At 66.4% G+C, this 22,213-nt stretch carries 19 protein-coding genes, 1 tRNA gene and 1 riboswitch; of the genes, 9 read left to right on the top strand and 11 right to left on the bottom strand.

What is annotated here, in order from left to right; translation table 11 throughout:
* Window positions 1-95: 95 nt before the first annotated feature.
* Together bagA and bagB are read left to right on the top strand one after the other, a co-directional pair.
* The gene (gene bagA / locus ON40_RS02040) at window positions 96-1,142 is read left to right on the top strand and encodes an ATPase BagA (RefSeq protein ID WP_174434994.1); all 1,047 of its coding nucleotides are present in this window, start codon (window positions 96-98) and stop codon (window positions 1,140-1,142) included.
* A complete protein-coding gene (gene bagB, locus ON40_RS02035) occupies window positions 1,142-2,344 on the top strand; it encodes an ATPase BagB (RefSeq protein ID WP_040817775.1) in 1,203 nt (400 codons plus the stop codon). The genes bagA and bagB overlap by 1 nt, the downstream gene beginning before the upstream one ends.
* A 118-nt stretch (window positions 2,345-2,462) precedes the next feature.
* Here the strand turns inward: bagB and ON40_RS02030 are convergent, their stop codons facing one another.
* On the bottom strand, window positions 2,463-2,786 hold the full coding sequence (locus tag ON40_RS02030) for a WhiB family transcriptional regulator (protein ID WP_040817773.1): 324 nt from the start codon (window positions 2,784-2,786) through the stop codon (window positions 2,463-2,465).
* A gap of 365 nt (window positions 2,787-3,151) precedes the next feature.
* Between ON40_RS02030 and ON40_RS02025 the strand changes: the two genes are divergently transcribed.
* Complete coding sequence (locus tag ON40_RS02025; protein WP_040817770.1) at window positions 3,152-5,515, top strand: transglycosylase domain-containing protein; 2,364 nt, start codon at window positions 3,152-3,154, stop codon at window positions 5,513-5,515.
* Between the two features lie 490 nt (window positions 5,516-6,005).
* Here the strand turns inward: ON40_RS02025 and ON40_RS02020 are convergent, their stop codons facing one another.
* On the bottom strand, window positions 6,006-6,470 hold the full coding sequence (locus ON40_RS02020) for a GatB/YqeY domain-containing protein (RefSeq protein ID WP_040817767.1): 465 nt from the start codon (window positions 6,468-6,470) through the stop codon (window positions 6,006-6,008).
* Window positions 6,471-6,586: 116 nt separating this feature from the next.
* On the opposite strand from ON40_RS02020, the gene ON40_RS02015 reads away from it, so the two are divergent.
* The 3 genes from ON40_RS02015 to ON40_RS02005 all read left to right on the top strand — a co-directional run bounded on the left by ON40_RS02015 (window position 6,587) and on the right by ON40_RS02005 (window position 9,273).
* On the top strand, window positions 6,587-7,549 hold the full coding sequence (locus ON40_RS02015) for a metallophosphoesterase (protein ID WP_040817765.1): 963 nt from the start codon (window positions 6,587-6,589) through the stop codon (window positions 7,547-7,549).
* 43 nt (window positions 7,550-7,592) lie between these two features.
* A complete protein-coding gene (locus ON40_RS02010; protein ID WP_040817763.1) occupies window positions 7,593-9,143 on the top strand; it encodes a DUF8017 domain-containing protein in 1,551 nt (516 codons plus the stop codon).
* A 56-nt stretch (window positions 9,144-9,199) separates the two neighbouring features.
* A tRNA-Pro gene (locus tag ON40_RS02005) sits at window positions 9,200-9,273 on the top strand.
* Window positions 9,274-9,347: 74 nt separating this feature from the next.
* On the opposite strand, the gene ON40_RS51545 is transcribed toward ON40_RS02005, so the two are convergent.
* Complete coding sequence (locus ON40_RS51545; protein WP_157186164.1) at window positions 9,348-9,542, bottom strand: hypothetical protein; 195 nt, start codon at window positions 9,540-9,542, stop codon at window positions 9,348-9,350.
* Window positions 9,543-9,918: 376 nt separating this feature from the next.
* On the opposite strand from ON40_RS51545, the gene ON40_RS01995 reads away from it, so the two are divergent.
* A complete protein-coding gene (locus tag ON40_RS01995) occupies window positions 9,919-10,740 on the top strand; it encodes an SAM-dependent methyltransferase (RefSeq protein WP_245567617.1) in 822 nt (273 codons plus the stop codon).
* A gap of 18 nt (window positions 10,741-10,758) precedes the next feature.
* On the opposite strand, the gene ON40_RS01990 is transcribed toward ON40_RS01995, so the two are convergent.
* From ON40_RS01990 to ON40_RS01970, 5 genes are all read right to left on the bottom strand, one after another.
* Complete coding sequence (locus ON40_RS01990) at window positions 10,759-11,661, bottom strand: helix-turn-helix domain-containing protein (RefSeq protein ID WP_051192554.1); 903 nt, start codon at window positions 11,659-11,661, stop codon at window positions 10,759-10,761.
* Between the two features lie 111 nt (window positions 11,662-11,772).
* Window positions 11,773-12,225 (bottom strand): SRPBCC domain-containing protein, encoded by a 453-nt coding sequence (locus ON40_RS01985; RefSeq protein ID WP_040817753.1) that lies wholly within the window; start codon window positions 12,223-12,225, stop codon window positions 11,773-11,775.
* 2 nt (window positions 12,226-12,227) lie between these two features.
* Window positions 12,228-12,569, bottom strand: coding sequence for an ArsR/SmtB family transcription factor (locus ON40_RS01980; RefSeq protein ID WP_040817750.1), 342 nt, complete (start codon window positions 12,567-12,569; stop codon window positions 12,228-12,230).
* A 130-nt stretch (window positions 12,570-12,699) separates the two neighbouring features.
* The gene (locus tag ON40_RS01975) at window positions 12,700-14,421 is read right to left on the bottom strand and encodes an FAD-dependent oxidoreductase (RefSeq protein WP_051192567.1); all 1,722 of its coding nucleotides are present in this window, start codon (window positions 14,419-14,421) and stop codon (window positions 12,700-12,702) included.
* Between the two features lie 58 nt (window positions 14,422-14,479).
* Window positions 14,480-15,631 (bottom strand): RNA-guided endonuclease InsQ/TnpB family protein, encoded by a 1,152-nt coding sequence (locus ON40_RS01970; RefSeq protein WP_245567616.1) that lies wholly within the window; start codon window positions 15,629-15,631, stop codon window positions 14,480-14,482.
* A gap of 233 nt (window positions 15,632-15,864) precedes the next feature.
* A riboswitch (adenosylcobalamin (AdoCbl) riboswitch) is annotated at window positions 15,865-16,013 on the top strand.
* Here ON40_RS01970 and nicT point away from each other — a divergent pair.
* Window positions 16,011-17,114, top strand: a complete 1,104-nt coding sequence (nicT, locus tag ON40_RS01965) for a Nickel transporter NicT (RefSeq protein ID WP_051192563.1) — start codon at window positions 16,011-16,013, stop codon at window positions 17,112-17,114. (Overlaps the previous riboswitch by 3 nt.)
* A 78-nt stretch (window positions 17,115-17,192) precedes the next feature.
* Here the strand turns inward: nicT and ON40_RS01960 are convergent, their stop codons facing one another.
* Window positions 17,193-18,791 carry a succinic semialdehyde dehydrogenase gene (locus ON40_RS01960; RefSeq protein WP_040817747.1) on the bottom strand — a complete coding sequence of 533 codons (1,599 nt, stop codon included), beginning with the start codon at window positions 18,789-18,791 and terminating at the stop codon, window positions 17,193-17,195.
* A 124-nt stretch (window positions 18,792-18,915) separates the two neighbouring features.
* On the opposite strand from ON40_RS01960, the gene ON40_RS01955 reads away from it, so the two are divergent.
* A complete protein-coding gene (locus ON40_RS01955; protein WP_051192552.1) occupies window positions 18,916-19,737 on the top strand; it encodes a crotonase/enoyl-CoA hydratase family protein in 822 nt (273 codons plus the stop codon).
* A 66-nt stretch (window positions 19,738-19,803) separates the two neighbouring features.
* On the opposite strand, the gene ON40_RS01950 is transcribed toward ON40_RS01955, so the two are convergent.
* Window positions 19,804-20,496, bottom strand: a complete 693-nt coding sequence (locus ON40_RS01950) for an acetoacetate decarboxylase family protein (protein WP_040817745.1) — start codon at window positions 20,494-20,496, stop codon at window positions 19,804-19,806.
* Between the two features lie 84 nt (window positions 20,497-20,580).
* On the bottom strand, window positions 20,581-22,188 hold the full coding sequence (locus ON40_RS01945; RefSeq protein ID WP_040817742.1) for an acyl-CoA synthetase: 1,608 nt from the start codon (window positions 22,186-22,188) through the stop codon (window positions 20,581-20,583).
* Window positions 22,189-22,213: the final 25 nt, after the last annotated feature.

Below are 22,213 nucleotides of genomic sequence, written 5' to 3'. Positions count from 1 at the left end.
GCCGGAGCGAAGCGGAGGCCAAAGACACTGTGGTGTACCAGACAGTTGGTGGATCGCTTGGTGGGATTTTCACAACGGGCTATAGGCTCGCGAACGTGGGAGCACCGATAGCAGCGCCCGTTTCCAGTGAAGCGGGGCCCGAGTTAGGTTGGCCGGAGCGGGCGGACAAGGCCCGGCTGCACTACGTTTCCGGGAAGGGCGGCACCGGGAAGTCGACGGTGGCCGCGGCGCTGGCGCTGGCTCTCGCGGCGGGTGGGCGGCGGGTGCTGCTGGTCGAGGTGGAGGGGCGGCAATCCATCGCGCAGCTGTTCGATCTGCCGCCGCTGCCGCCGACCGAGACCAAGATCGCGACCGCCGACGGCGGCGGCGAGGTCATGGCCCTGGCGCTCGATATCGAACACGCCTTCCTCGAATACATGGAGATGTTCTACAATCTCGGCTTCGCGGGCCGGGCGATGCGCCGGATGGGCGCCATCGAATTCGTCACCACGATCGCGCCGGGCCTCAAGGACGTCATTCTGACCGGCAAGATCAAGGAATGCGTGGTGCGCACCGAGAAGTCCGGTAACCGGACCCGCCCGGTCTACGACGAGATCGTGGTCGACGCGCCGCCGACCGGCCGCATCGCCGGATTCCTGGACGTCACCAAGGCCATGGTCGATATGGCCAAGGGCGGCCCGATCGCCTCGCAGGCCGAGGGTGTGTCGAATCTGCTGCACTCCGAGCAGACCGTCGTGCACCTGGTGACGCTGCTCGAGGCGCTGCCGGTGCAGGAGACCGCCGACGCGGTCGCGGAACTGACCGAGGCGGATTTCCGGATCGGCACGGTGATCGTCAATCGCGCCACCGAGGGCTATCTGCCCGCCACCATGCGTGCCCGCGCCGCGGACGGCGACCTCGACGTCCAAGCCCTGCGCACCGGATTGCACGATACGGGAATCATCCTGTCCGACAAGGACTTCCAGGGGATCGTGGAGGAGACGGTGCAGCACAGCGCAACCCTGCGCGCCCAGGACGACAGTTCGGCCGAACTGTCCCGGGTGGACATCTCCCGGCTGTATCTGCCCGCCTTGCCCGACGGTATGGACCTGGGCGGACTGTACGAGCTGGCCGAGCATCTGAGCACTCAGGGAGTTCGCTGATGACCGTTCCGAGTACCGCAGTCCCGCTCGATATTTCGACGATCGTCGCGGACCCGTCGGCCCGCGTGGTGGTCTGCTGCGGCAGCGGCGGCGTCGGCAAGACGACCACGGCCGCGGCCATCGCCCTGCGAGCGGCCGAATCGGGCCGCAAGGTCGTCGTGCTGACCATCGATCCGGCCCGGCGCCTGGCCCAGTCGCTGGGCGTGAGCGATCTGGGCAACAGCCCGCAACGCGTGCAGCTCGGCCCGGAGGCGACGGGCGAACTGTTCGCGATGATGCTGAACATGCGCCGCACCTTCGACGAGATGGTGCTCGAGCACACCACCCCGGACAAGGCCGAGCAGATCTTCGCGAACCCCTTCTATCAGACCGTGGCCTCGTCCTTCGGCGGTACGCAGGAGTACATGGCGATGGAGAAGCTGGGCCAGCTGGTCGGTCGCAAGGAGTGGGACCTGATCATCGTGGACACCCCGCCCTCACGCAACGCGCTGGACTTCCTCGACGCGCCCAAACGACTCGGAAACTTCCTGAACGGCCGCATGATTCGCGTCATCATGGCCCCCGGACGCGGCGTGGGCCGGTTCGTGACCGGCGCGATGAGCCTGGCGGTGCGCGGCGTGTCCACGATCGTGGGCGGTCAGATGCTCAAGGACGCGTCGCTGTTCCTGCAGTCGCTGGAGTCGATGTTCGGCGGCTTCCAGGATCGCGCCAATCGCACCTACGCGATGCTGTCCCGGCCCGGGACGCACTTCCTGGTGGTGGCCGCGGCCGAACCCGATGCGCTGCGCGAGGCGTCGTTCTTCGTCGATCGGCTCTCCACCGATGCGATGCCGCTGGCCGGGCTGGTCCTGAATCGCACCCATCCGGCGCTGTGCTCGCTGTCGGCCGAGCAGGCCGCCGCGGCCGCCGACCGGCTCGCCCCCGCGAGCGGCAACGGCGTGCCCGGCGGGACCGTCAGCGCGGAATCCGACGACGACGCGACCTCCGATCCGCGCGCGCTGGCGGCGGACGTACTTCGCATCCACGCGCATCGCGCCAGCACCGCCAAGCGCGAACAGCATCTGCTGCATCGGTTCACCGGCGCGCACCCCCGGGTGCCGATCGTCGCGGTGACCGCGCTGCCGTTCGAGGTCTCGGATCTGCGGGCGCTGCGCGCTGTCGCCGATCAACTCTTCGACTCGACCGGGGCCCACACCGCTTGAGCTGCACACTCGACTCCGCCTCGGCAACCGGGTGGTCGACGCTCGAGCGGGACGCCGACCGACCCCGGAAACGGGTCGAGCCCGCGAATGCGGGCTCGGTCCGTTGTCGGCAAGATCCTCAGATCGCGATTTTCTGGTTCCGCTGGGCGCGGAAGAACTCCGCCCAGGACGTCACCTCCGGATGCTGCTTGAGCAGCGCACGCCGCTGCCGTTCGGTCATCCCACCCCACACACCGAACTCCACTCGATTGTCCAGGGCATCGGCACCGCACTCCATCAGGACGGGGCAGTGTCGGCAGATCGTCGCCGCTTTGCGCTGCGCTGCACCGCGTACGAACAGCTGGTCGGGGTCCACTTCCTTGCATCGAGCCTGGGAGACCCAGGCGATCCTTGCTTCGGCCTGCTCCACGTCCAATCGAGCGATGGGGGTAGTCATATGCATTTGGTGTGCCCCTTTGCAGTCCGAACACCGGGTCAACGGCGCTCCGGAATCGCGAGCAGTTCGCAGCAACCCAACCCCGCTGCGAACTGCACCACATTCCACTTTGAGTGTTAGCTCTATCACACTGGGTTCTCAATCTAGGTAAAGGTATGGGCGGAGCGCAAGACCGTCCCTGGAATTTCTGGTACGCCCGTCCATGCAAAAGCGACATAAAACCGGGCAGTCTGAACTAATTGGGCGACACGCCGGGCTTTTCTCGGCACGACGCGCCCACATGTGACGAGATGCACGCCCCGAGCAGGGCGGAAAGCGGCGGCCCGCACCGCGCAACGCTCGTCCCGAGGGACTGCATTTAGTCTTGGAGCGTGCCGATCTCACAAACGCTCGCCAGACTGGCCGGGGCGTGCATCCTGGCGGCCGCTCTGATCGCCGGGCTGTTGTTCCCGCTCGCCGGTGGTTTCGGGTATATCTCGAACCGCGCCGCCGACGCTGTGGACAACGTCTCGGCGGAAGTGCTGGAGGGCACCGTGCCCGCGGTCTCCACGATGGTCGACGCCACCGGAGCACCGATCGCCTGGCTGTACGACCAGCGTCGGTTCCAGGTCCCCAGCGACAAGATCTCCAACAACATGAAGCTGGCCCAGGTCTCCATCGAGGACCGCCGCTTCCTGCAACACCACGGCGTGGACTGGCAGGGCACCTTCCGCGCATTCCTGCGCAACACCTCGAGCGGTGAGGTACAGCAGGGTGGTTCCACCATCGACCAGCAGTACGTGAAGAACTTCCAGCTCCTGGTCGTGGCCAAGACCGACGCCGAACGTCGCGCGGCCATCGAGACCACCCCCGCGCGCAAACTGCGCGAGATCCGCCTCGCCCTGACGCTGGACAAGCAGCTCACCAAGGACGAGATCCTCACCCGCTACCTGAACCTGGTGTACTTCGGCAACGGCGCCTACGGCGTCCAGGACGCCGCGCAGACCTACTTCGGCGTGGACGCCAAGGATCTGTCCGTCCCGCAGGCGGCGATGCTGGCCGGCATCGTGCAGAGCTCCTCGCACTTCAACCCGTACACCAACGAGAAGGAAGTGCTCGCGCGCCGCAACACCGTGCTGGACACGATGATCCAGAACATCCCCGCCCGCGCCGAGGAATTCCGTGCCGCCAAGGCGACCCCGCTGGGCGTGCTGCCCGAACCCAAGGGCCTGTCCAACGGCTGCATCGCCGCCGACGACCGCGGCTACTTCTGCGATTACGCGATGCAGTACCTGGAGGACGCGGGCATCAGCAAGGATCAGCTCGACAAGGGCGGCTATCTGATCCGCACCACCCTCGACCCGGCCGTGCAGAACTCGATGAAGGCCGCGGTCGACTCGATGACCAACCCGACCCTGGCCGATATCGCCGAGGTCTCCAGCATCATCGCGCCCGGTCAGGACTCGCACAACGTGCTGGCCATGGTGTCCAGCCGCACCTACGGCCTGGACGCGAACATCCATCAAACCGTTCAGCCGCAACCCTTCTCGATGGTCGGTGACGGTGCGGGCTCCATCTTCAAGATCTTCACCACGGCCGCGGCGATGGAGAAGGGCCTGGGCATCAACGCCAAACTGGATGTGCCCTCGTTCTACGCGGCCAAGGGCATGGGTTCGAGTGGCACGCCGGGCTGCCCGGCGATGACGTACTGCGTCAAGAACGCCGGTAACTACCGTTCGCCGATGTCGGTGACCGAGGCGCTGGCCCAGTCGCCGAACACCGCGTTCGTCAAGCTCATCCAGGCCGTCGGGGTGACGCCGACCGTCGATATGGCCATCCGCCTGGGCCTGCGGTCCTACACCAAGGCCGGGACCTCCGGGCACGGCAACACGAGCATGGCCGACATGTTCAAACAGCAGAATCTGGGTTCGTTCACGCTGGGCCCGGTCGCGGTGAATCCGCTGGAGCTGTCCAATGTCGCCGCCACGCTGGCCTCGGGCGGCAAGTGGTGCCCGCCCTCGCCGATCAAGCAGGTCCTCGATCGCAACGGCAAACCCGTCTCGCTGACCCAGCAGGCGTGTGAGCAGGTCATCGATCCGGGTCTGGCGCGCACCCTCGCCAATGCGCTGAGTCAGGACGCCACCGGCGGTACCGCGGCCGCCTCGGCACACGTGGCGGGCTGGAACGTCCCGGTGTCCTCCAAGACGGGTACCACCGAGACCAACCGCTCCTCGGCCTTCCTGGGCTTCACCGATTCGCTGGCCGGCGCCGCCTACATCTACGGCGACTCGCCGACGCCGGACGAGATCTGCTCGTTCCCGCTGCGCAACTGCGGCAGCGGAAACCTGTTCGGTGGTAACGAACCGGCCCGCAGCTGGTTCCTGGGCATCAGACCGGTGCTCGGCAACTTCCCGCCGTCGGTGCTACCGCCGCTGGACGACAAATACGTTCGCGGATCGAACAATTCGCAGATTCCGGACGTGATGGGCATGACCCAGGCCGAGGCGACCTCGGCGCTGGTCGGCGCGGGCTTCCAGGTTTCGGCGGTGACCCAGCCCGGTTCGGCCGCCAAGGGCACGGTCCAGGGCACCACGCCCAACGGGTCGGCGATCCCGGGTTCGGTGATCACGCTGTACCTCAGCGACGGCACCGAACGCCAGGTGCCGCAGCCGGGTACGCCGCAGGTGCCGAACCTGCCCGGAATTCCGATTCCGCGGCTGCCACCGATCCCCATCCCGATTCCGCTGCCCAGATAGGCGTTCGGAAACATCTCGGGCGGACCTCCGGATCAGGAGGTCCGCCCGAAGTATGTCGGCGGCCGAGCTGAAGCCGATACTCGACCGCTGCGAATCGACGGAGCGGACAATGCCGACACCTCATTCGCGGCCCGTCTCGCCGGTCGGACGCACGGCGGGCGCGAGGAACAAATACCCGACAGGGCCGAGCGACGGAATTCCGACTGCCGCGAACAGACGAAGCACACCGGAGACAATCCAACACAGTTCACGGCCCGTCCCGCCGCTCGGACACACGGCGGGCGCGAGGAACAAATACCCGACACAGAGCCGAGCGACGAGACTCCGAGGGCCGCGTACACGCTGAAGCACAGCGGAGGCAATCCAACACAGTTCGCGGCCCGTCTCGCCGCTCGGACGCGTGGCGGGTGCGAGGAACGAGTGCCCGACACGGGGCCGAGCGGTGAGACTCAGGGGGCCGCGAACCGCCGCAGCGGAGCGGAGGCCGAAATTACAGCCGGGACTTGACCGCCGCGGACAGCCGCGAACCGTCGGCGCGGCCGGCGGCCAGCGTGGTGGCGATCTTCATGACCTGACCCATCTGCCGCATCCCCGGCCGCTCGCCGTTCTCTTCGGCGACGTCGGCGATCGCGGTGTCGGCGATATCGGCGACCTCGGCGTCGGTGAGCTGGGTGGGCAGATATTCGTCGATGATCTGCTCCTCGGCCCGCTCGTTGGCGGCGAGCTCACCGCGACCGGCCTGCTCGTAGACCACGGCGGCCTCGTTGCGTTTCTTGGCCTCCTTGGTCAGAACCCCGACCACGTCGGCATCGGAGAGCTCGCGTGCTTCCTTACCGGCGACCTCGGCGGTCTGCACGGCCGCCAGCAGCATGCGCAGGGTGTTGGTGCGCAGGGCGTCCTTGGCCTTCATCGAGGTGGTCAGATCGGCCCGAAGCTTCGATTTGAGTTCCGACATAGCGCACACGCTATCGGGTCCGGCGAGCTACTCCCAGTACTTTTGCCGCGGCGTGGATGTGACGCTGTGCGGAATCACACTCGGTATTCCACACCTGTGTCGCCTATCCTGATCGAATGCCCGTACTCTCGTCTGCCGCATTCCGACGAGCCGCGCTGGGGGCCACCGGGGCCGCAGTCGCCGGAATCGGCTATGCCACGTTGATCGAACGCAACGCCTTCGTCCTGCGTGAGACCACGTTGCCGGTGCTACAGCCGGGCTCGTCGAGTCTACGGGTGCTGCATCTGTCCGATCTGCACATGACGCCCGGCCAGAAGCTCAAGCAGGCCTGGGTGCGCGAACTCGAGGGCCTGGACCCGGATCTGGTGATCAACACCGGTGACAACCTCGCTCATCAGCGGGCGGTTCCCGCCGTGGTGCAGGCGCTGTCCGGACTGCTGTCGCGGCCGGGTCTGTTCGTGTTCGGCAGCAACGACTACTTCGCGCCGGTGCCGAAGAACCCGTTCAAGTACTTCAACAAGAACCACAAGCGCGTCTACGGCGATCCGCTGCCCTGGCAGGATCTGCGCGCGGCCTTCACCGAACGCGGCTGGCACGACCTGACCCATGTGCGACGCGATGTCGAGGTGGGCGGGATCAAGATCGCGACCGGCGGTGTGGACGATCCGCATCTGCGGCGCGACCGGTACGAGACCATCGCCGGTGCGCCGAATCCGTTGGCGGAGCTGAGCATCGGACTCACCCACTCCCCCGAGCCGCGCGTGCTGGATCGATTCGCGACCGACGGCTACGACCTGGTGCTGGCCGGGCACACCCATGGCGGGCAGCTGTGTGTGCCGGGATTCGGCGCGCTGGTCACCAACTGCGGGATCGATCGTTCCCGGGTCAAGGGCGCCTCGCGCTGGGGCGCACACACCCGGCTACACGTCTCGGCCGGTCTGGGCACCTCACCGTGGGCGCCGTACCGGTTCTGCTGCCGTCCGGAGGCCACCCTGCTGACGCTGGTCGCGGCGCCGCCGCAGCGTCCCGCCGCCGACAGTGGCCATGGGGTGTCGGCTTCGGAGGCCGTGGCGCGTTAGGGTTGCTCGCGCCGATCCGATACGTCAGGGGCGAGGGTGATCTATGAGTTCGACGAGCGGTGAGTCCGGCGAGCAGTCCTCCTCGAAGGACCGTCCCCGATCACAGCAGGCGTCGGTGCTGCGCGGGTTGGATCTTCCGCATCCAACCTCACCCGCCGATACGACGCATACCGAGATGATCGATATGCGTGCGGCGAGTGATGCGCGCACGCAGGCGATTCCGCAGGCCGGGCCACGGGCCGACGACTCACGCACCGAGGTGATCCGACAGGCCGAACCGCATGCCGCACAGCCGGACGCACCCCGCGCCCAGCCGCCCCGCAACGAGTCGAATCCCTCTGGACGAGAAGATGTTCCGTCCGAATCGGCGCAGACCGAAGCGTTCCATCAGTTGAGTTTCGGTCAGCAGGGACCGCCCGGAGGCAAGCAGCCGCTCGCGCTGTCACCGGAGATCGCGCAGTACGCCCCGGACGGTTCCGACGCTCGGACGAATCCGATTCCACAGCAGACGGTTTCGTCAGGGCGTCGACCTCGGTCCGGGACCGCGAAGGATGTGGGCCCGCCGCCCGCGCAGCCGCCGCAGCCGGTCGGCAGGGGCCGCCCGCACGGCGGTCCGACAAGTCCGATTGCGCGACAACCGCTCGCGGAGCAGGGTGCGCGGCAGCCGGAGCAGGCCTGGCAGTTGGGGACGCCGGAGCAGGCCGGATCGCGTTCGGAGGCCGCCGCGAGTGCTGGCGGGAACGCGTCTGCGCGGCAATCGGATTCGACTCGCAAGGATGCGCCGGAATCCCGCCCGAAGCCCGCCGAGGACGAACCCGCCGACGCCGCGACCAAACATGCCGACCGCCCGTTGTCCGCACGCGAGCGCAAGCGGTGGCTGTTCGCCGGGATCGGCGCGGCGGCCGTCGTGATCCTCGGCATCGGAGCGACCCTCTTGCTGACCGGCAGCCATTCGAACAATTCCAGCTCCATGGTGAGCGCGCTGAGCTCCGGGGCGAGCGCCGCGCCGCTGGCCACTCCGGCGGAGACCACCGCACCACCCACCATCGCCGGTCTGGCGCCACTGATTCCGGGCTATCAGGTCGTCCAGGTGCCCGAGCGGGGTGCGGCGTTCGACGTGCCCAAACAGTGGCAGCTCGACTCCAGCGGCACGAAGACCTGGGGAACCGCACCCGACACCGTCGAGATCGCCGGACTTGTTCAGGACGGTAAGGGCTACTGCCCCAACTACATCCGGACCAACGCGTTCCTGACCATGTCCGCGAAACCGGATCCCGCGGCGGCCGCGGTCGACATCGGCACCCGGTTGGCCAAGATCGGCTGGGCCACCTCCACCGGCACCACCCCCGGCAAGGCCGAGCCACTGACCTCGCTGGACGGCCAGCTGCACGGCTCGTTCGCCGAAACCGATGGCACATTCAAGCCACCGGCTCCCGGATGCGCCAAGACCTACGCCGTCTACACCTTCGCCTTCCCCAACGAGAACGGCAATTTCGTCATCACCATCGCCGCCGACACCGGCGTGGCCCGCTCCATCGACCGCGCCACCGCCCAGAAGATCCTCGCCAGCATTCGGCCCCTACAGGCCAAGTGACCTGCCGATTTAACGTCTGAGCCCCCGCTGTTGTAAGCTACTTCAGGTTCACATCACGGGGTGTGGCGCAGCTTGGTAGCGCGCTTCGTTCGGGACGAAGAGGTCGTGGGTTCAAATCCCGCCACCCCGACTCGTGTGTGGAGACACGACAGGGCCCCTGACCTTCACGGTCAGGGGCCTTACTCTTTGCCTGGTCGGGCTCGATCAGATGCAGAAGACGACGCTGCCGAGGGGGAAGCACAGGTTCACCGACCCGCGTACCGGTGTTGCGGTTCGCACCGACGCGGAGGTTGTCGACTTGGCGACCGGCGCGGCCGCGGAGGCAGCCGGAGCTACTGCGATGAACAGCGGCAGGGCGATTGCCGTGGCGGCCACGGTCTTCATCATTTTCGTTGACATGGTTCATACCTCGATATGCCTGGTCGATCGATGAGTGCTATTAGATAGCTGCGAGCCTGGCCGGTGGCCGACCGGCCGGGCTCCCGGGCCGCCCTGATGCAATCGAGGTGCCCGCCTTGTCGAATTCGCCCCGGCACAACCTGTGTCGGAACGATCCAAGATCACCAAGTTGTATGGGCGGGAATCCTTTCCACAGCATTGGAGAAAGGATGCTACAAGGTTACTGCCGCCCGCCTGAACTGGACGAGGGACTAAAGTCGTCGCTTACCGTGGATCAAAATCCACCTGGTCGAGCACACCTTTCGCCTGCGTGCGCACTCGGGCAGATCCGTTGTGAGGCAATGGCGGACGCTCGTACCATCGACATCGAGGGTCGATGATCGAGGTAGGGATCAGGATGGGCGACCAGGGCGAGCCGATCGCGGAGATCGACATCGAGACGCCGCATGCGGCGCGGATCTGGAACTACTGGATGGGCGGGCAGGACAATTACCCGTCCGATCGCGCGGCCGGTGATGCGGTGGCCGCCGTATACCCCGACATCGTGCGGATGGCCAGGCTGTCGCGAGAGTTCCTGATCCAGGTGGTGAGCTATCTGGCGGGTGTGGCGGGGATCCGGCAGTTCATCGACGTCGGCACCGGGCTGCCCACCATGCAGAACACGCACGAGGTCGCCCAGCACATCGCGCCGGAATCCCGAATCGTCTACGTGGACAACGATCCACTCGTGCTGGCCCACGCCCGCGCACTGCTGACCAACACCAGCCCCGAGGGCCTCACCACCTACTTCCCCGCCGACTACCACGATCCGGATCTGATACTCGAACAGGCGGCTCGGGTCCTGGACCTGTCGCGGCCGACGGCGGTACTGCTCATGGGCGTCATGGGCTACGAACCGGACCTCGCCGTGGTGCGCGATATCGTCGGCCGTCTGATGGCGCCGATGAGCACGGACAGCCATCTGGTGCTGTGGGACGGCACCGCGACCGGCGACGCGGTCGAGCAAGGCGGTCGCAAATTGGTCGAAGCCGGTGGCGCACCGTACATCCTGCGCAGTCCGGAACAGCTCGCCGGCTGTTTCGAAGGTTTGGAGATGGTGGAACCGGGCATGGTGCGGATCACCGATTGGCGGCCGGTACGCCGGATCGGGACCACCGAACCACTCGATGCCTACGGCGCGGTCGCCCGTAAACCGTGAGCCGAGCGACGTGCGGTATCAGACCGCAGCCCCGCAGGCGACCCCTTCGATGATCCGGGTCGACCGCGTGGGCTCGAGTGCCTTGACGCACAAGCGATCCCAGATCGAATGGTAGGCATCCAGATCGCCCGGCCGGTCGAGGAACTGCGCACCGGTGGCGTGATACAGGTGCACGATGTCGGACAGATCGGGATTGCCGAACCGCATCAGGCTGAAGGGCACCGCGCTCAGCACCGGACCGCAGACATGGTCGGGCACGATCTGGATCGTCACGTTCACCAGCTCGCCCACCCGGCCCAGATGCCCGAGTTGATCCCGCCAGACCTGCGTACTGCCGAGCTGGCGGCGCAGCACCGACTGCTCCAGCAGCACCCACAACCGCAACGGATCGGGCCCGGTGAGCCGCCGCTGACGCCGTTCCAGCAGTTCGGTGTGCCCCGGATCATCGGGCGCGCCCGGACGGGCGATGCTCAGCAGTTCCCGCGCGTACTCGGGGGTCTGCAACAGCTCGGGGACGACGCCGGGCGAATAACTCCGCACCAGCGTGGCCGAATCCTCGAAGGCGAGGTAGGGCTCGTACCAGCGCGGTGCGACCTCGACATCGATGTGCCGGTGTCCGGGCGCATTGGCCTGTCGCGCGAGGTTTACGTACTCGGTCCGCCGCGCCGCATCGCCGACCCCGTACAACGTCAGCAACTTTTCCAGATCCGGCAGCCGGAACCCCAACAATCCGGACTCGAGCCGACTGATCTTCGAATGCGAGGCGCCGATCGCGCGCCCGACGTCATACCCCTTGAGACCTGCGGCCACCCGCAGAGTCCGCAGTCGAGTACCGAGCAGGCGACGCGCCATTGCGGGGTCCCCGCCGGAGTCCTCGTCTCCGGCGCGCAACTGCACGACGGAGGTCGTACTCTTCGTCACCGCCCCTCCCAGGGGACTCTGCTATCGCTGTCTCCGAGTTTGCCACAGCCCCAGCCGGTCGGCGAATCCAACTGTGCATCGGTCCAGACGGGAGTCGCGGTGACCGGCGGGCTACTTCACCACGGCGGCGAGGACTTCGGCCAGCGCGGTGAGCTGGTCATCTGTGCCCTGTTCACGCCAGGCGGGCTGTTCCCGGCCGTCGAGGTAGGCGCCGTGTTCGGTGAGGGTGAGCCGGGTTCCCGAATCGGTGGCGGCGAATTCGACGGTGGTGAGCGAGACGGTCGACAGGATCTCTCCCTCGCTGAGCGAGGAGGTGTAGACGATGCGGGTGTCCGGGACGATGTCCCGGTAGACGGTCTCGAAGGTGATCACCGTGTCGTTGACCGCGCCGCGCGCGATCTCGCGGCCGCCGACCCGGAAGTCGAGCTCGTGATCGGAATTCCCGCCCGCGAACCAGCGGGCCTTGGTCGCGGGATCGGCCCAGGCGGCGAAGACGGCCGCCGGGGCGACGGGGTATTCGCGTTCGAGGGTGAAGGTGGCATTGACGACGGACTGTTCGGACATCACTACTCCTGATCGGTTCCTGGACGTTCGGCGAGCACCTCACCGAGCGCATCGAGACGGCTCTCCCACGGCATCCGGCGCGCGGCGATCCATTCCTGAATCGGCCCCAGCGCATCGGGCACCAGCTGACAGGTGCGGACCCGGCCGACCTTCTCGGACCGAACCAGCCCGGCCTCCTGCAACACCTGCACGTGCTGAACGACCGCCGCCAGCGACATGTCCAACGGCTGGGCCAGCGCACTGACCGCCGCCGGACCGGCACCGAGCCGTTCGATCAGCTGCCGCCGCGTGGGATCCGCGAGAGCGCGGAAGATCCGATCGATTCGCTCGGCATGGTTAAGCACAGACTTAAGTGTTGCGCCGAGCCGCGCAATAGTCAAGCAGCCACTTGACTATTGCCGGAGCGACCACGGATACGACAAGGGCCCCGGCATCAGCCGGGGCCCTTCGTTCGTGCGACGGATCTCGCGGTGCTCAGACCGGGGTGATCGGCAGGCGCAGGGCTGCCGGGGCGGCCTGGGGAACGACCGGGGACTTCGGGGCGATCGGCTCGACGCGGCGGTACGGCTGACCGAGAGCGGGGCGAGGGTCGGACTCACCCCTGTTGGGCCACAAGGACATTGCGCGCTCGGACTGGGCGGTGATGGTCAGCGACGGGTTGACGCCGAGGTTCGCCGAGATGGTCGAGCCGTCGACGATGTGCAGGCCCTCGTAGCCGTAGAGCCGCTGGTAGGGATCCACGACGCCGGTCTCGGGCGAATCGCCGATCGCGCAGCCGCCGATGAAGTGGCCGGTGATCGGGACGTTCGCCAGTTCGGTCCAGCTGCCCTGCGGGATGCCGTCGATCTTCTCCGCGACCCGCCGGGTGACGTCGTTGCCCTCGGGAATCCACGCGGGCGGCGCCTGACCCGAACCCGGTTTGGTGGTCATCCGGCGGCCGAACAGTCCGCGCTTGTTGTAGGTGATGATCGAGTTGTCCAGATTCTGCATCACCAGCAGGCCGATCATCCGCTCGGACCAGTGCCGCGGATTGTGCAGCCTGGCCAGATCCCTTCGCTGCCTGACCATTTCGCGCATGCCGAGCACCCAGCGCCGCTTGCCCTCCTGACCGTCCACCAGCACCGTGGTCAACAGGCTCATGGCGTTGGAACCCTTGCCGTAGCGCACCGGCTCGATATGGGTGTGGTCGTTGGGGTGGATCGAGGACGTGATCGCCACGCCCCGAGTGAAATCGGTGTCCTTGCGCCGCGAACGCGCGGCGAGCACGGCCTCGGAGTTGGTGCGCGCCAGATGCCCCAACCGCGGCGAGATGTTCGGCAGCACACCGCGATCGCGCAGATTGTGCAGCAACTGCTGGGTGCCCAGCGCGGCCGCGGAGAACACCACCTGATCTGCGGTGAAAGTCTTGCGCCCCTTACGAATCCACCGCCCGGTCCGCACGGTGTCGATCGCGTAGCCACCCTCGGGCAGCGGCCGCACGGTGACCGCGGTGGTCAGCGGATGCACTGTGGCGCCTGCCTTTTCGGCAAGGTACAGATAGTTCTTGACCAGTGTGTTCTTCGCGCTGTGCCGGCAGCCGGTCATACATTCGCCGCAGTGCGTGCAGGTCCGCCGCTGCGGCCCGGCGCCGCCGAAGTACGGATCGGAGACCTCGTTACCGGGCCGGGCGCCCTCGCCGGCGAACAGCACGCCGACCGGGGTGCGCCGATAGGTGTCGGCGATGCCCAGATCCTCCGCAACCTCCAGCAGCACCCGATCCGAGGGCGTGGTGGCCGGGTTGGTGGTCACGCCCAGCATCCGGCGGGCCTGGTCGTAGTGCGGGGCGAGTTCGTCGCGCCAATCGGTGATGTGCGCCCACTGCTTGTCCCGGTAGAACTGCTCGGGGGCCTCGTACAGGGTGTTGGCGTAGACCAGCGAACCGCCGCCCACCCCGGATCCGCTCATGATGAAGGTGTCGTTCAGCAACGTCATCCGCTGGATGCCGAAGCAGCCCAGCTTTGGCGCCCACAGATACTGGCGCATATGCCAGGAGTTCTTCGCGAACTCGTCGTCGGCGAAGCGACGGCCGGTCTCGAGTACGCCGACCCGATACCCCTTCTCGGTCAGCCGCAGAGCCGTGACACTGCCCCCGAAGCCGGACCCGATGACCAGCACATCGTAATGCTTGACGTCCTCCCCGGGCTTACGGCCGGAGATTCCTACCGCGCCTTGCGGCGCCTCGGTGGGTTCCTGTTTCACAGGGACTCGCTTTCCGCTAGGCGGAAAGACTTACCGTCCCTCCGCAGGCGTTGAACTTGTCCGCCCGCCCGGCGGCCAAGATATTTCTTGCAGCATTCAGGTCTCGGTCGTGGCTTACACCGCACGAGCATGTCCACTCGCGGACGCCCAGCGGTTTCGCTCCATCGACCCAACCGCACGCCGAACACTGTTGAGACGATGGGAAGAATCGATCCACTTTGCCGAATATGCGGCCGTATCGAACGGCCTTCTCCTGCAACATGCGGGTGAACACACCCCAACCGGCGTCGTGGATCGACTTCGCCAATCTGGTCCGCGCCAAACCTTTGATACACAAGTCCTCGACGAATACCGCTTGGTTCTCGCGGATGATCGCGGTGGATTGCTTGTGCGCCCAATCGCGTCGAGTATCGGCGACCCCGGCATGAGCTCTGGCGACACCGAGACGAGCCTTCGCCCGGTTCGCCGACCCTTTTTCTTTGCGCGACAACACTTTTTGCGCCTTGCGGAGCCTCCGTTCGGCCCGACGAAAGAATCGAGGAGACTCGATCCGCTTTCCGTTCGACAGGACCGCGAACGTTGTCAGCCCCAGATCTATCCCCACTTCGGAAGTCACCGGAACCAGTGGTTCGGTACTGGTTTTCACCACGAAAGACGCAAAGTATCTCCCAGCCGAATCCACAGTGACGGTCACCGACGATGGCACCGACGGCAAGGCCCGCGACCAGGAAACTCTCACCTCCCCGACCTTCGCTACATACAGTTTGCCGTTCGGGCGTAGACCGAACCCGTTGCGGGTGAGCCGAATCGACTGACGATTGTCCTTCCGCGAACGAAATCGAGGTGGAGCAACCTTCGGCCCCTTCCGTTTGCCATTCGCCGACGCGAAGAAGTTCCGGTACGCGGCATGCAGGTCGGCCAGTGCTTGAACCAGCACCACCGATGAGACCTCGGCCAGCCACACACGTTCGGGTGTCTTCTTCGCCTCGGTGATCACCATTGTTTGCAGCGCCGAGTCCTTGATGTACGGCGATCCGGACTCGCGCGCCTGCTGCCGCAAACGCAACCCGTCGTTGAACACAACCCGCGCACACCCGAAAGCCCGCGTCAGCGCTATCTGCTGACCTGGTGTCGGGTAGAGACGAAAGTTGTAACGCAGCTGCACCACACGAACGTATCCGTTGGCACCGACAAGGAGGCCGATGCGCACACACAACCGTCAAAGGATCGGCACGCGCGCCCCACTTCCCTGTCATAGCTGCACACCATAGGCAGGCCGCGCGAGATCGAACGAGAGCCTCGCGGCCAGAAAATCGACATATTCGGCCAGTCGGCGAATAGCCCGCGAATACCGGGGAACCGCAGGTGACGGGAGGGCTGCTCGGCGGCTGAGCTATATTCCATCGAAGTTCTTTCGCGACGAGAACGGGAAACCGGTGTGAATCCGGTGCGGTCGCGCCACTGTGTCCAGCTTGCTGGGAGTCAGACCCCGACTCGTCGCGTACCACGGACGGGGACGCGAGATCCCCAGAAGGGTGGTGCCCGCCATGGCCCCCGAAGCGACCACCCGACGTGTCCTGCGCGACGTCCTGCACGACTGGAATCGCCGCGACCGGCTCGAAGCCGCCGCCCTGCTCGGCGTCGTCGTGGTGATGCATCTGATCGGATTCGGACTGTTGTTCGGCGCGATCGCACCGCACGGCTATCACATCGGCACCCAGGTCTTCGGGGTCGGACTCGGCCTGACCGCCTACACCTTCGGGCTGCGGCACGCCTTCGACGCCGACCACATCGCGGCCATCGACAACACCACCCGCAAGCTGATGACCGACGGCAAGCGGCCCAAGGCGGTCGGATTCTGGTTCGCCATGGGGCATTCCACGATCGTGTTCGCACTCGCGGCGCTGGTGGTGGTCGGCGCCCGGGTGGTCGGCACACTGGTCGACGACAACTCGCCCGCACGAAAGACGTTGGGCACCATATCGACCCTGGCCTCGGGCTCGTTCCTGTACCTGATCGGACTGCTCAACATCGTTGCGCTGGTCGGCATCTGGCGGGTGTTCCGCAAGATGCGCAGCGGCGCGTTCGACGACTCCGAACTCGAGGCGGCGCTGGACGCGCGCGGATTCCTGGCCCGGCTGCTGCGCCCGGTGATGCGGATGGTCACCCGGCCGGTGCACGTCTACCCGGTCGGCGTGCTGTTCGGCCTGGGATTCGATACCGCGACCGAGGTCGCGCTGCTCGCCCTGGCCGGATCCGGAGCCGCCGCCGGACTGCCCTGGTACGCGATCGTGGTGCTGCCCTTGTTGTTCGCCGCCGGCATGAGCCTCATGGACACCGTCGACGGCCTGTTCATGAACATCGCCTACGACTGGGCGTTCGCGAACCCGGTCCGCAAGATCTTCTACAACCTGACCATCACCGGACTCTCGATCGCGGTCGCCATCCTGGTCGGCTCGATCGAACTGGTCACGGTGCTGCACGACGACGTCGGGCTCACCGATCCGGTCACCGACTGGATCTCCGGCATCAACCTGAACAACGTCGGATTCGCCATCGTCGGCCTGTTCGTGCTGGCGTGGGTTTCCGCGGTGACGTACTGGCGGCTCGCGAAGGTCGAGCAGCGCTGGGCCGTAACCCCTTCCGAATAACGCCCGCCAACGCACGTCTGCGGACCGGTCGGCGAGGAACCGGCCCGCAGACGTGGCGCGGGTGATCGGGAAGGTGCGTCAGCGCAGCTTCAAACGCCGCATCATCCGCAACGTCAGCAACGTGGTCTGCAGCTGCTTGGCGTACGGCATGGCCGCGCGGGCCGCCATCACCTGCCGCTTCTGCACACCGATGTTGACCGAATCGGTGTACTTGAGCAGGCCCGCGTCACCGTGCCGGGTGCCGACGCCGGACTGCTTCAGTCCGCCCGAGGGCGTCGCCTTGGACGAGTAGGTGACCACGAAACCGTCGTTGACGTTGACGTTCCCCGCCTCGAGCTGACCTGCGATCTTCTCCGCGCGAGCCAGATTGCGGCTCCACACGCTCGCATTGAGGCCGTAGGTGGTGGCGTTGGCCTGCTCGATCGCATCGCGCTCGGAGCTGAACTTGTAGATGGTGACCACGGGCCCGAAGGTCTCCATCGTCGCATGGGTCATCTCCGGGGTCACCCCGGTCAGCACGGTCGGCTCGTAGAACGCCGGGCCGATGTCCGGACGCGCCTTTCCTCCGGTCAGCACGGTGGCACCTTTGGCGCGCGCATCCTCGACATGCTCGGATATCCGCGCGAGCTGATCCGGCGACACCAGCGAGCCGAACTCCGGATCGGTGCCGTACGACGCACCCGCCTTGGCGCCCAATTCCTCTGCCGCAGCGACGAATCGGCGCACGAACTCGTCGTGGACCCGGTCGTGCACGTAGATGCGCTCGATATGCATACACGCCTGACCGGTATTGCCGAACACCGCGAACACCGCGCCGGGAATCACGTCGTCGAGGTTCGCGTCGTCCAGCACGAGCATCGGATTCTTACCGCCCAGCTCGAGGCTGCAACCGATCAGATTGCGCCCGGCCAGCTCGCCGATGGTGCGTCCGGTGGCGGTGGATCCGGTGAACATCACGTAATCGGAGTTCTCGATCAGCGTCGGGCCCACATCGGGACCGCCGCCGCAGACGACCTGCATCAGCCCGCGCGGCAGACCTGCCTGGTACAGCAGTTCCACTCCGAACAGCGTGCACAGCGCGGTCTTGTTGTCCGGCTTGAGAACCACGCCGTTGCCCGCGATCAGCGCCGGGGTGGAATCGGACATCGCGATGGCGAAGGGGAAGTTCCACGGCGCGATGACCGCGACCACGCCCTTGGGCCGGTGTTGCTGGATCGAGCTGGAGATGACCGGCATGTAGCCGCCGCGATGCACCGGCTTCAGCACCCGCTCGGCGGTCTTGAGGTAGTGGCTGATCACCATCGGCGGATCGCAGGATTCCTCGATCGCCATCCGGCGGGTCTTGCCGGAGCCGATCTGGATCAGGTCGGCGATGGTCTCGATCTCGGTGAGGATCAGCTCGTGCCACCGCTGGAAGACCTCCAGGCGACGGCCGACCGACCAGGAGGCCCACTCCTTCTGCGCGGCGCGCGCCTGGGCGGCGGCCGCGACGACGTCCTCGGGCGAGGACTGCGGCAGTTCACCGACGACCGCGCCGGTGTACACCTCGATCATTTCGTAGGGTTCGCGCTTGTCACCGGCGGTGCCCGCGGTCACCATCGCGGTCAGCCGGTCGATGAGCGTCTTCGTGATCCGCGGCGGCAGCGTGGTCGCCCCGCTCTGCGTGGTTGTCTCCATCCGCACTCTCCCTCACTTGCCGCCCCGTGACGGCGGTCACCTCCTCTAAACTAGAACACGTTATTGTTCAGGACAACGTCCCGGGGTAGCTTGCCCCTATCCACGAGAGAGAAGAGAGTCGGCGATGACCACGGCAGCCACTGAAACCGGTAGCAGTACCGAGCCACACGCGCTGGTCGAACAGCGCGGCGGGACGCTGATCATCACCATGAACCGGCCCGCGTCCCGCAACGCGCTGACCGGCGAGATGCTCGAGATCATGCTGAACGCGTGGCGGCGGGTGGACGAGGATCCGGACCTGCACTGCTGCATCCTCACCGGCGCCGGTGGCGCGTTCTGCGCGGGCGCGGACCTCAAGGCGATGAGCCGCAACGATCCGAGCAATGCCATGGGCGAGGGCGGCAAATTCGACGCCTCGAACATTCCGGGGCTGCTGAAGGGATACCGGCTGAGCAAGCCGCTGATCGCCGCGGTCGAGGGCGCGGCCATCGCGGGCGGCACCGAACTGCTGCAGGGCACCGATATCCGGGTCGCGGGTGAGAGCGCGAAATTCGGTGTGTCCGAGGCACGTTGGAGCCTGTATCCGATGGGCGGGTCGGCGGTTCGGCTGCCGCGGCAGATTCCGTACACCATCGCCGCGGAGATCCTGCTGACCGGACGTCACATCACCGCGACCGAGGCCAAGGAGATCGGCCTGATCGGCCACGTCGTCCCGGACGGCACCGCGCTGGACAAGGCCCTCGAACTGGCCGAGATGATCAACGCCAACGGCCCGCTGGCCGTGCAGGCCATCCTCAAGACCATCCGCGACACCGAGGGGATGCACGAGGAGGAGGCGTTCAAGCTGGACGCGAAGGTGGGGCTGTCGGTGTTCGCCAGTGAGGATGCCAAGGAGGGACCGCGGGCGTTCGCGCAGAAGCGCAAGCCGGAGTTCAAGGGTCGCTGAGCGACTCGGCCGGAAATACCAGACCGGCGGGCGCTTCGAGCGCCCGCCGGTCATTCGCTGCAGGATTCAGTGAATCTCGCGAGCATCCTCGAAAGTCATTTGCAGCGAGCCGATTTCGCTGGTGAATAGGGCGCGCCGGGGCAGACCCAACGCACGCATCTGCTCGGCGACCGGATGCTCGCCGAGTTCGACCCGCGCCCCGCCCGGCCGCATTCGCACATCGGACGGATTCATCACCCACGGCGTGCTGCGCAGGACGCCGTCGAGATCGGTGTACGCCGCGATCGACGCACCGCCCAGTTTCGCGGGCGCGGGGATGCCCCCGCTGGTCTCCAGCGCCACCACCAGACGACCGTCGATGAGCACCTCGCACCGTCTGCCGCGACCGTGCGAGGTGATCCGGATATCGGCCATCTCCTTCGGAAAACCCCAGATCTCGCGGCCCGCAGCCAACGTGAACGGTTGATTCACCGGCAGCCACGAGATGTAGATGCCGATACTCGACCGGTCGCCGGGCAGCTGCGCCATCACGGCCAGGCCGAACTCGTGATACGGCCCCAGATCGCCGTCGATGTAGCGGACGAAGACCAGTGTGCAGATCGCGCGCCCGGCGATCGTGACCGGTTCCAATCCGGTGCCGCCCAAGATGTTTCGCGCCGCGTCGGCATCCGCGAGGAACATGGCCGAGGCCGCGTCCGCGACGCGGATCTCGACCGGCATCGTGACCTTTTCACCGAGAATCGAATGCACCGCCGCCATCCCCCAATTAGAACACGTTCTCATTTTGTGCGGAAGGCGTCGCGGCGGACGGGCCGGGTCGTTCGGGCCCGGCCCCACCAGTACTCAGCCCTCGTGGTCCGGGTCGTGCGCCGCGGCGTACTCCTTGGCCCAGCGATAGTCGGGCTTACCGCTGGGTGCGCGGACCACCGCGTCCACGACCCAGATCCGGCGCGGCAGTTTGTATCCGGCCAGATGGACGCGCACATGTTTGCGCAGTGCCTCGAAATCGACCGTCGCGCCGGGTTCGGCGGAGATCACGGCCGCGACCTGCTGACCCCAGCGCTCGTGCGGAACACCGATGACCAGGACGTCGAAGACCGAGTCGTGCGCCTTGACCACGGCCTCCACCTCCTCGGTGAAGACCTTCTCGCCGCCGGTGTTGATCACCATGTTGCCGCGGCCGAGCAGGGTGATCGAGCCGTCCTCCTCGACCCGGGCGCGGTCGTCGGTGACGACCATCCGGGCGCCGTCCACGGTCTGAAAAAGCTTGGCGGACTTGACCGGATCCTTGTAGTAGCCGATCGGCACCGAACCGGTCTTGGCGACCCAGCCCTCACCGCCGGGGCCGACCGGAGCGCCCTGCTCGTCCACCACCAGCGCGCCGCGCCCGGTCTGCACCCGGGGACCGCGGCTGGGATCGTCGTTCTTCTGCGCGAATCCGATTCCGCCGAAACCGGTTTCGGACGAACCGATGGAATCGGTGATGACGGTGGTCGGGAGCAGTTCGATCAGGTCGTTCTTCACCGACTGCGACAGCAGCGCCGCACCCGACCCGACGGCCAGCAGCGAGGAGGCGTCGACCGGATTCGCGCGGTACGACTCCACCAGTGGACGAGCCATCGCATCGCCGGTGATGACCAGGATGTGCGGCTGCACGGTCGCCATGACCTGCCAGACCCGGTCGGGATCGAAGCGCGGCTCGAACACCACGGCGTTACCCGACCACAACGCGGTGAAGGTCGGCATCATCGCCGCGGCGTGGATCAGTGGCGGCAGCACGAACCACTTGCTCGGATCACCCTGCGCGCCCACGCGGGACTGCTGATATTCGTCGGTGACCGGTTCGTTGCTGTAGAAGTCGATACCGCCGCCGAGCACCCGCCACATGTCCTCCTGCCGCCACATCACGCCCTTGGGCATGCCGGTGGTGCCGCCGGTGTACATCATGAACAGGTCGTCGGCGGTGCGCTCGCCGAAATCCCTTGCCGTGGAAGTGTTCTCGAAAGCCGATTCGTACGGCGTCGAGGTGCTCGGCAGATCAGCGCCGCCCTGATCGTCCTCCACGACGAGGGCGTGGCGGATCGAGGGCACCGCTTCGCGCGCCGGTTCGACCGTTGTCGAGTAGCACCGATGATGCACCAGCGCAACGAGATCCGCGTTGTCGTAGATGTACTTCAGCTCCTCGGTGCCGTACCGGTAGTTGATGTTGATCGGCACGGCCCGCACCTTGAAGCAGGCGATCAGCGTCTCGAGGGTTTCCACGGAGTTGTGCATCTGGAACCCGACATGGTCGCCCACGCCGATGCCGGACGAATCGAAGTGGTGCGCAAGCTGATTCGCGCGATTCTCCAATTCCTGGAACGTCACCCGGCGATCGCCCTGGATGACCGCCACACGGTCGGGCATGATGTCGACGGAATGTTCGAACAGATCGGCGAAGTTGTTCGGCATATTTCGGCCCTTTCGCTGCGAACGA

The organism is Nocardia jiangxiensis NBRC 101359 (assembly GCF_000308615.1).
Classification (GTDB): domain Bacteria; phylum Actinomycetota; class Actinomycetes; order Mycobacteriales; family Mycobacteriaceae; genus Nocardia; species Nocardia jiangxiensis.
This window is presented reverse-complemented; position numbering and strand designations above follow the sequence as displayed.

Excerpts from the sequence above, each read along its gene's own strand:
- ON40_RS01950 (WP_040817745.1), bottom strand. The coding sequence starts at position 20,496 with ATGGCGGCGGTGCATTCGATTCTCGGTGAAAAGGTCACGATGCCGGTC.
- nicT (WP_051192563.1), top strand. The coding sequence starts at position 16,011 with ATGGCCCCCGAAGCGACCACCCGACGTGTCCTGCGCGACGTCCTGCAC.
- ON40_RS01985 (WP_040817753.1), bottom strand. The coding sequence starts at position 12,225 with ATGTCCGAACAGTCCGTCGTCAATGCCACCTTCACCCTCGAACGCGAA.
- ON40_RS01945 (WP_040817742.1), bottom strand. The coding sequence starts at position 22,188 with ATGCCGAACAACTTCGCCGATCTGTTCGAACATTCCGTCGACATCATG.
- bagB (WP_040817775.1), top strand. The coding sequence starts at position 1,142 with ATGACCGTTCCGAGTACCGCAGTCCCGCTCGATATTTCGACGATCGTC.
- ON40_RS51545 (WP_157186164.1), bottom strand. The coding sequence starts at position 9,542 with ATGTCAACGAAAATGATGAAGACCGTGGCCGCCACGGCAATCGCCCTG.
- ON40_RS02020 (WP_040817767.1), bottom strand. The coding sequence starts at position 6,470 with ATGTCGGAACTCAAATCGAAGCTTCGGGCCGATCTGACCACCTCGATG.
- ON40_RS01955 (WP_051192552.1), top strand. The coding sequence starts at position 18,916 with ATGACCACGGCAGCCACTGAAACCGGTAGCAGTACCGAGCCACACGCG.
- ON40_RS02015 (WP_040817765.1), top strand. The coding sequence starts at position 6,587 with ATGCCCGTACTCTCGTCTGCCGCATTCCGACGAGCCGCGCTGGGGGCC.
- ON40_RS02010 (WP_040817763.1), top strand. The coding sequence starts at position 7,593 with ATGAGTTCGACGAGCGGTGAGTCCGGCGAGCAGTCCTCCTCGAAGGAC.
- ON40_RS01995 (WP_245567617.1), top strand. The coding sequence starts at position 9,919 with ATGATCGAGGTAGGGATCAGGATGGGCGACCAGGGCGAGCCGATCGCG.
- ON40_RS01960 (WP_040817747.1), bottom strand. The coding sequence starts at position 18,791 with ATGGAGACAACCACGCAGAGCGGGGCGACCACGCTGCCGCCGCGGATC.
- ON40_RS02030 (WP_040817773.1), bottom strand. The coding sequence starts at position 2,786 with ATGCATATGACTACCCCCATCGCTCGATTGGACGTGGAGCAGGCCGAA.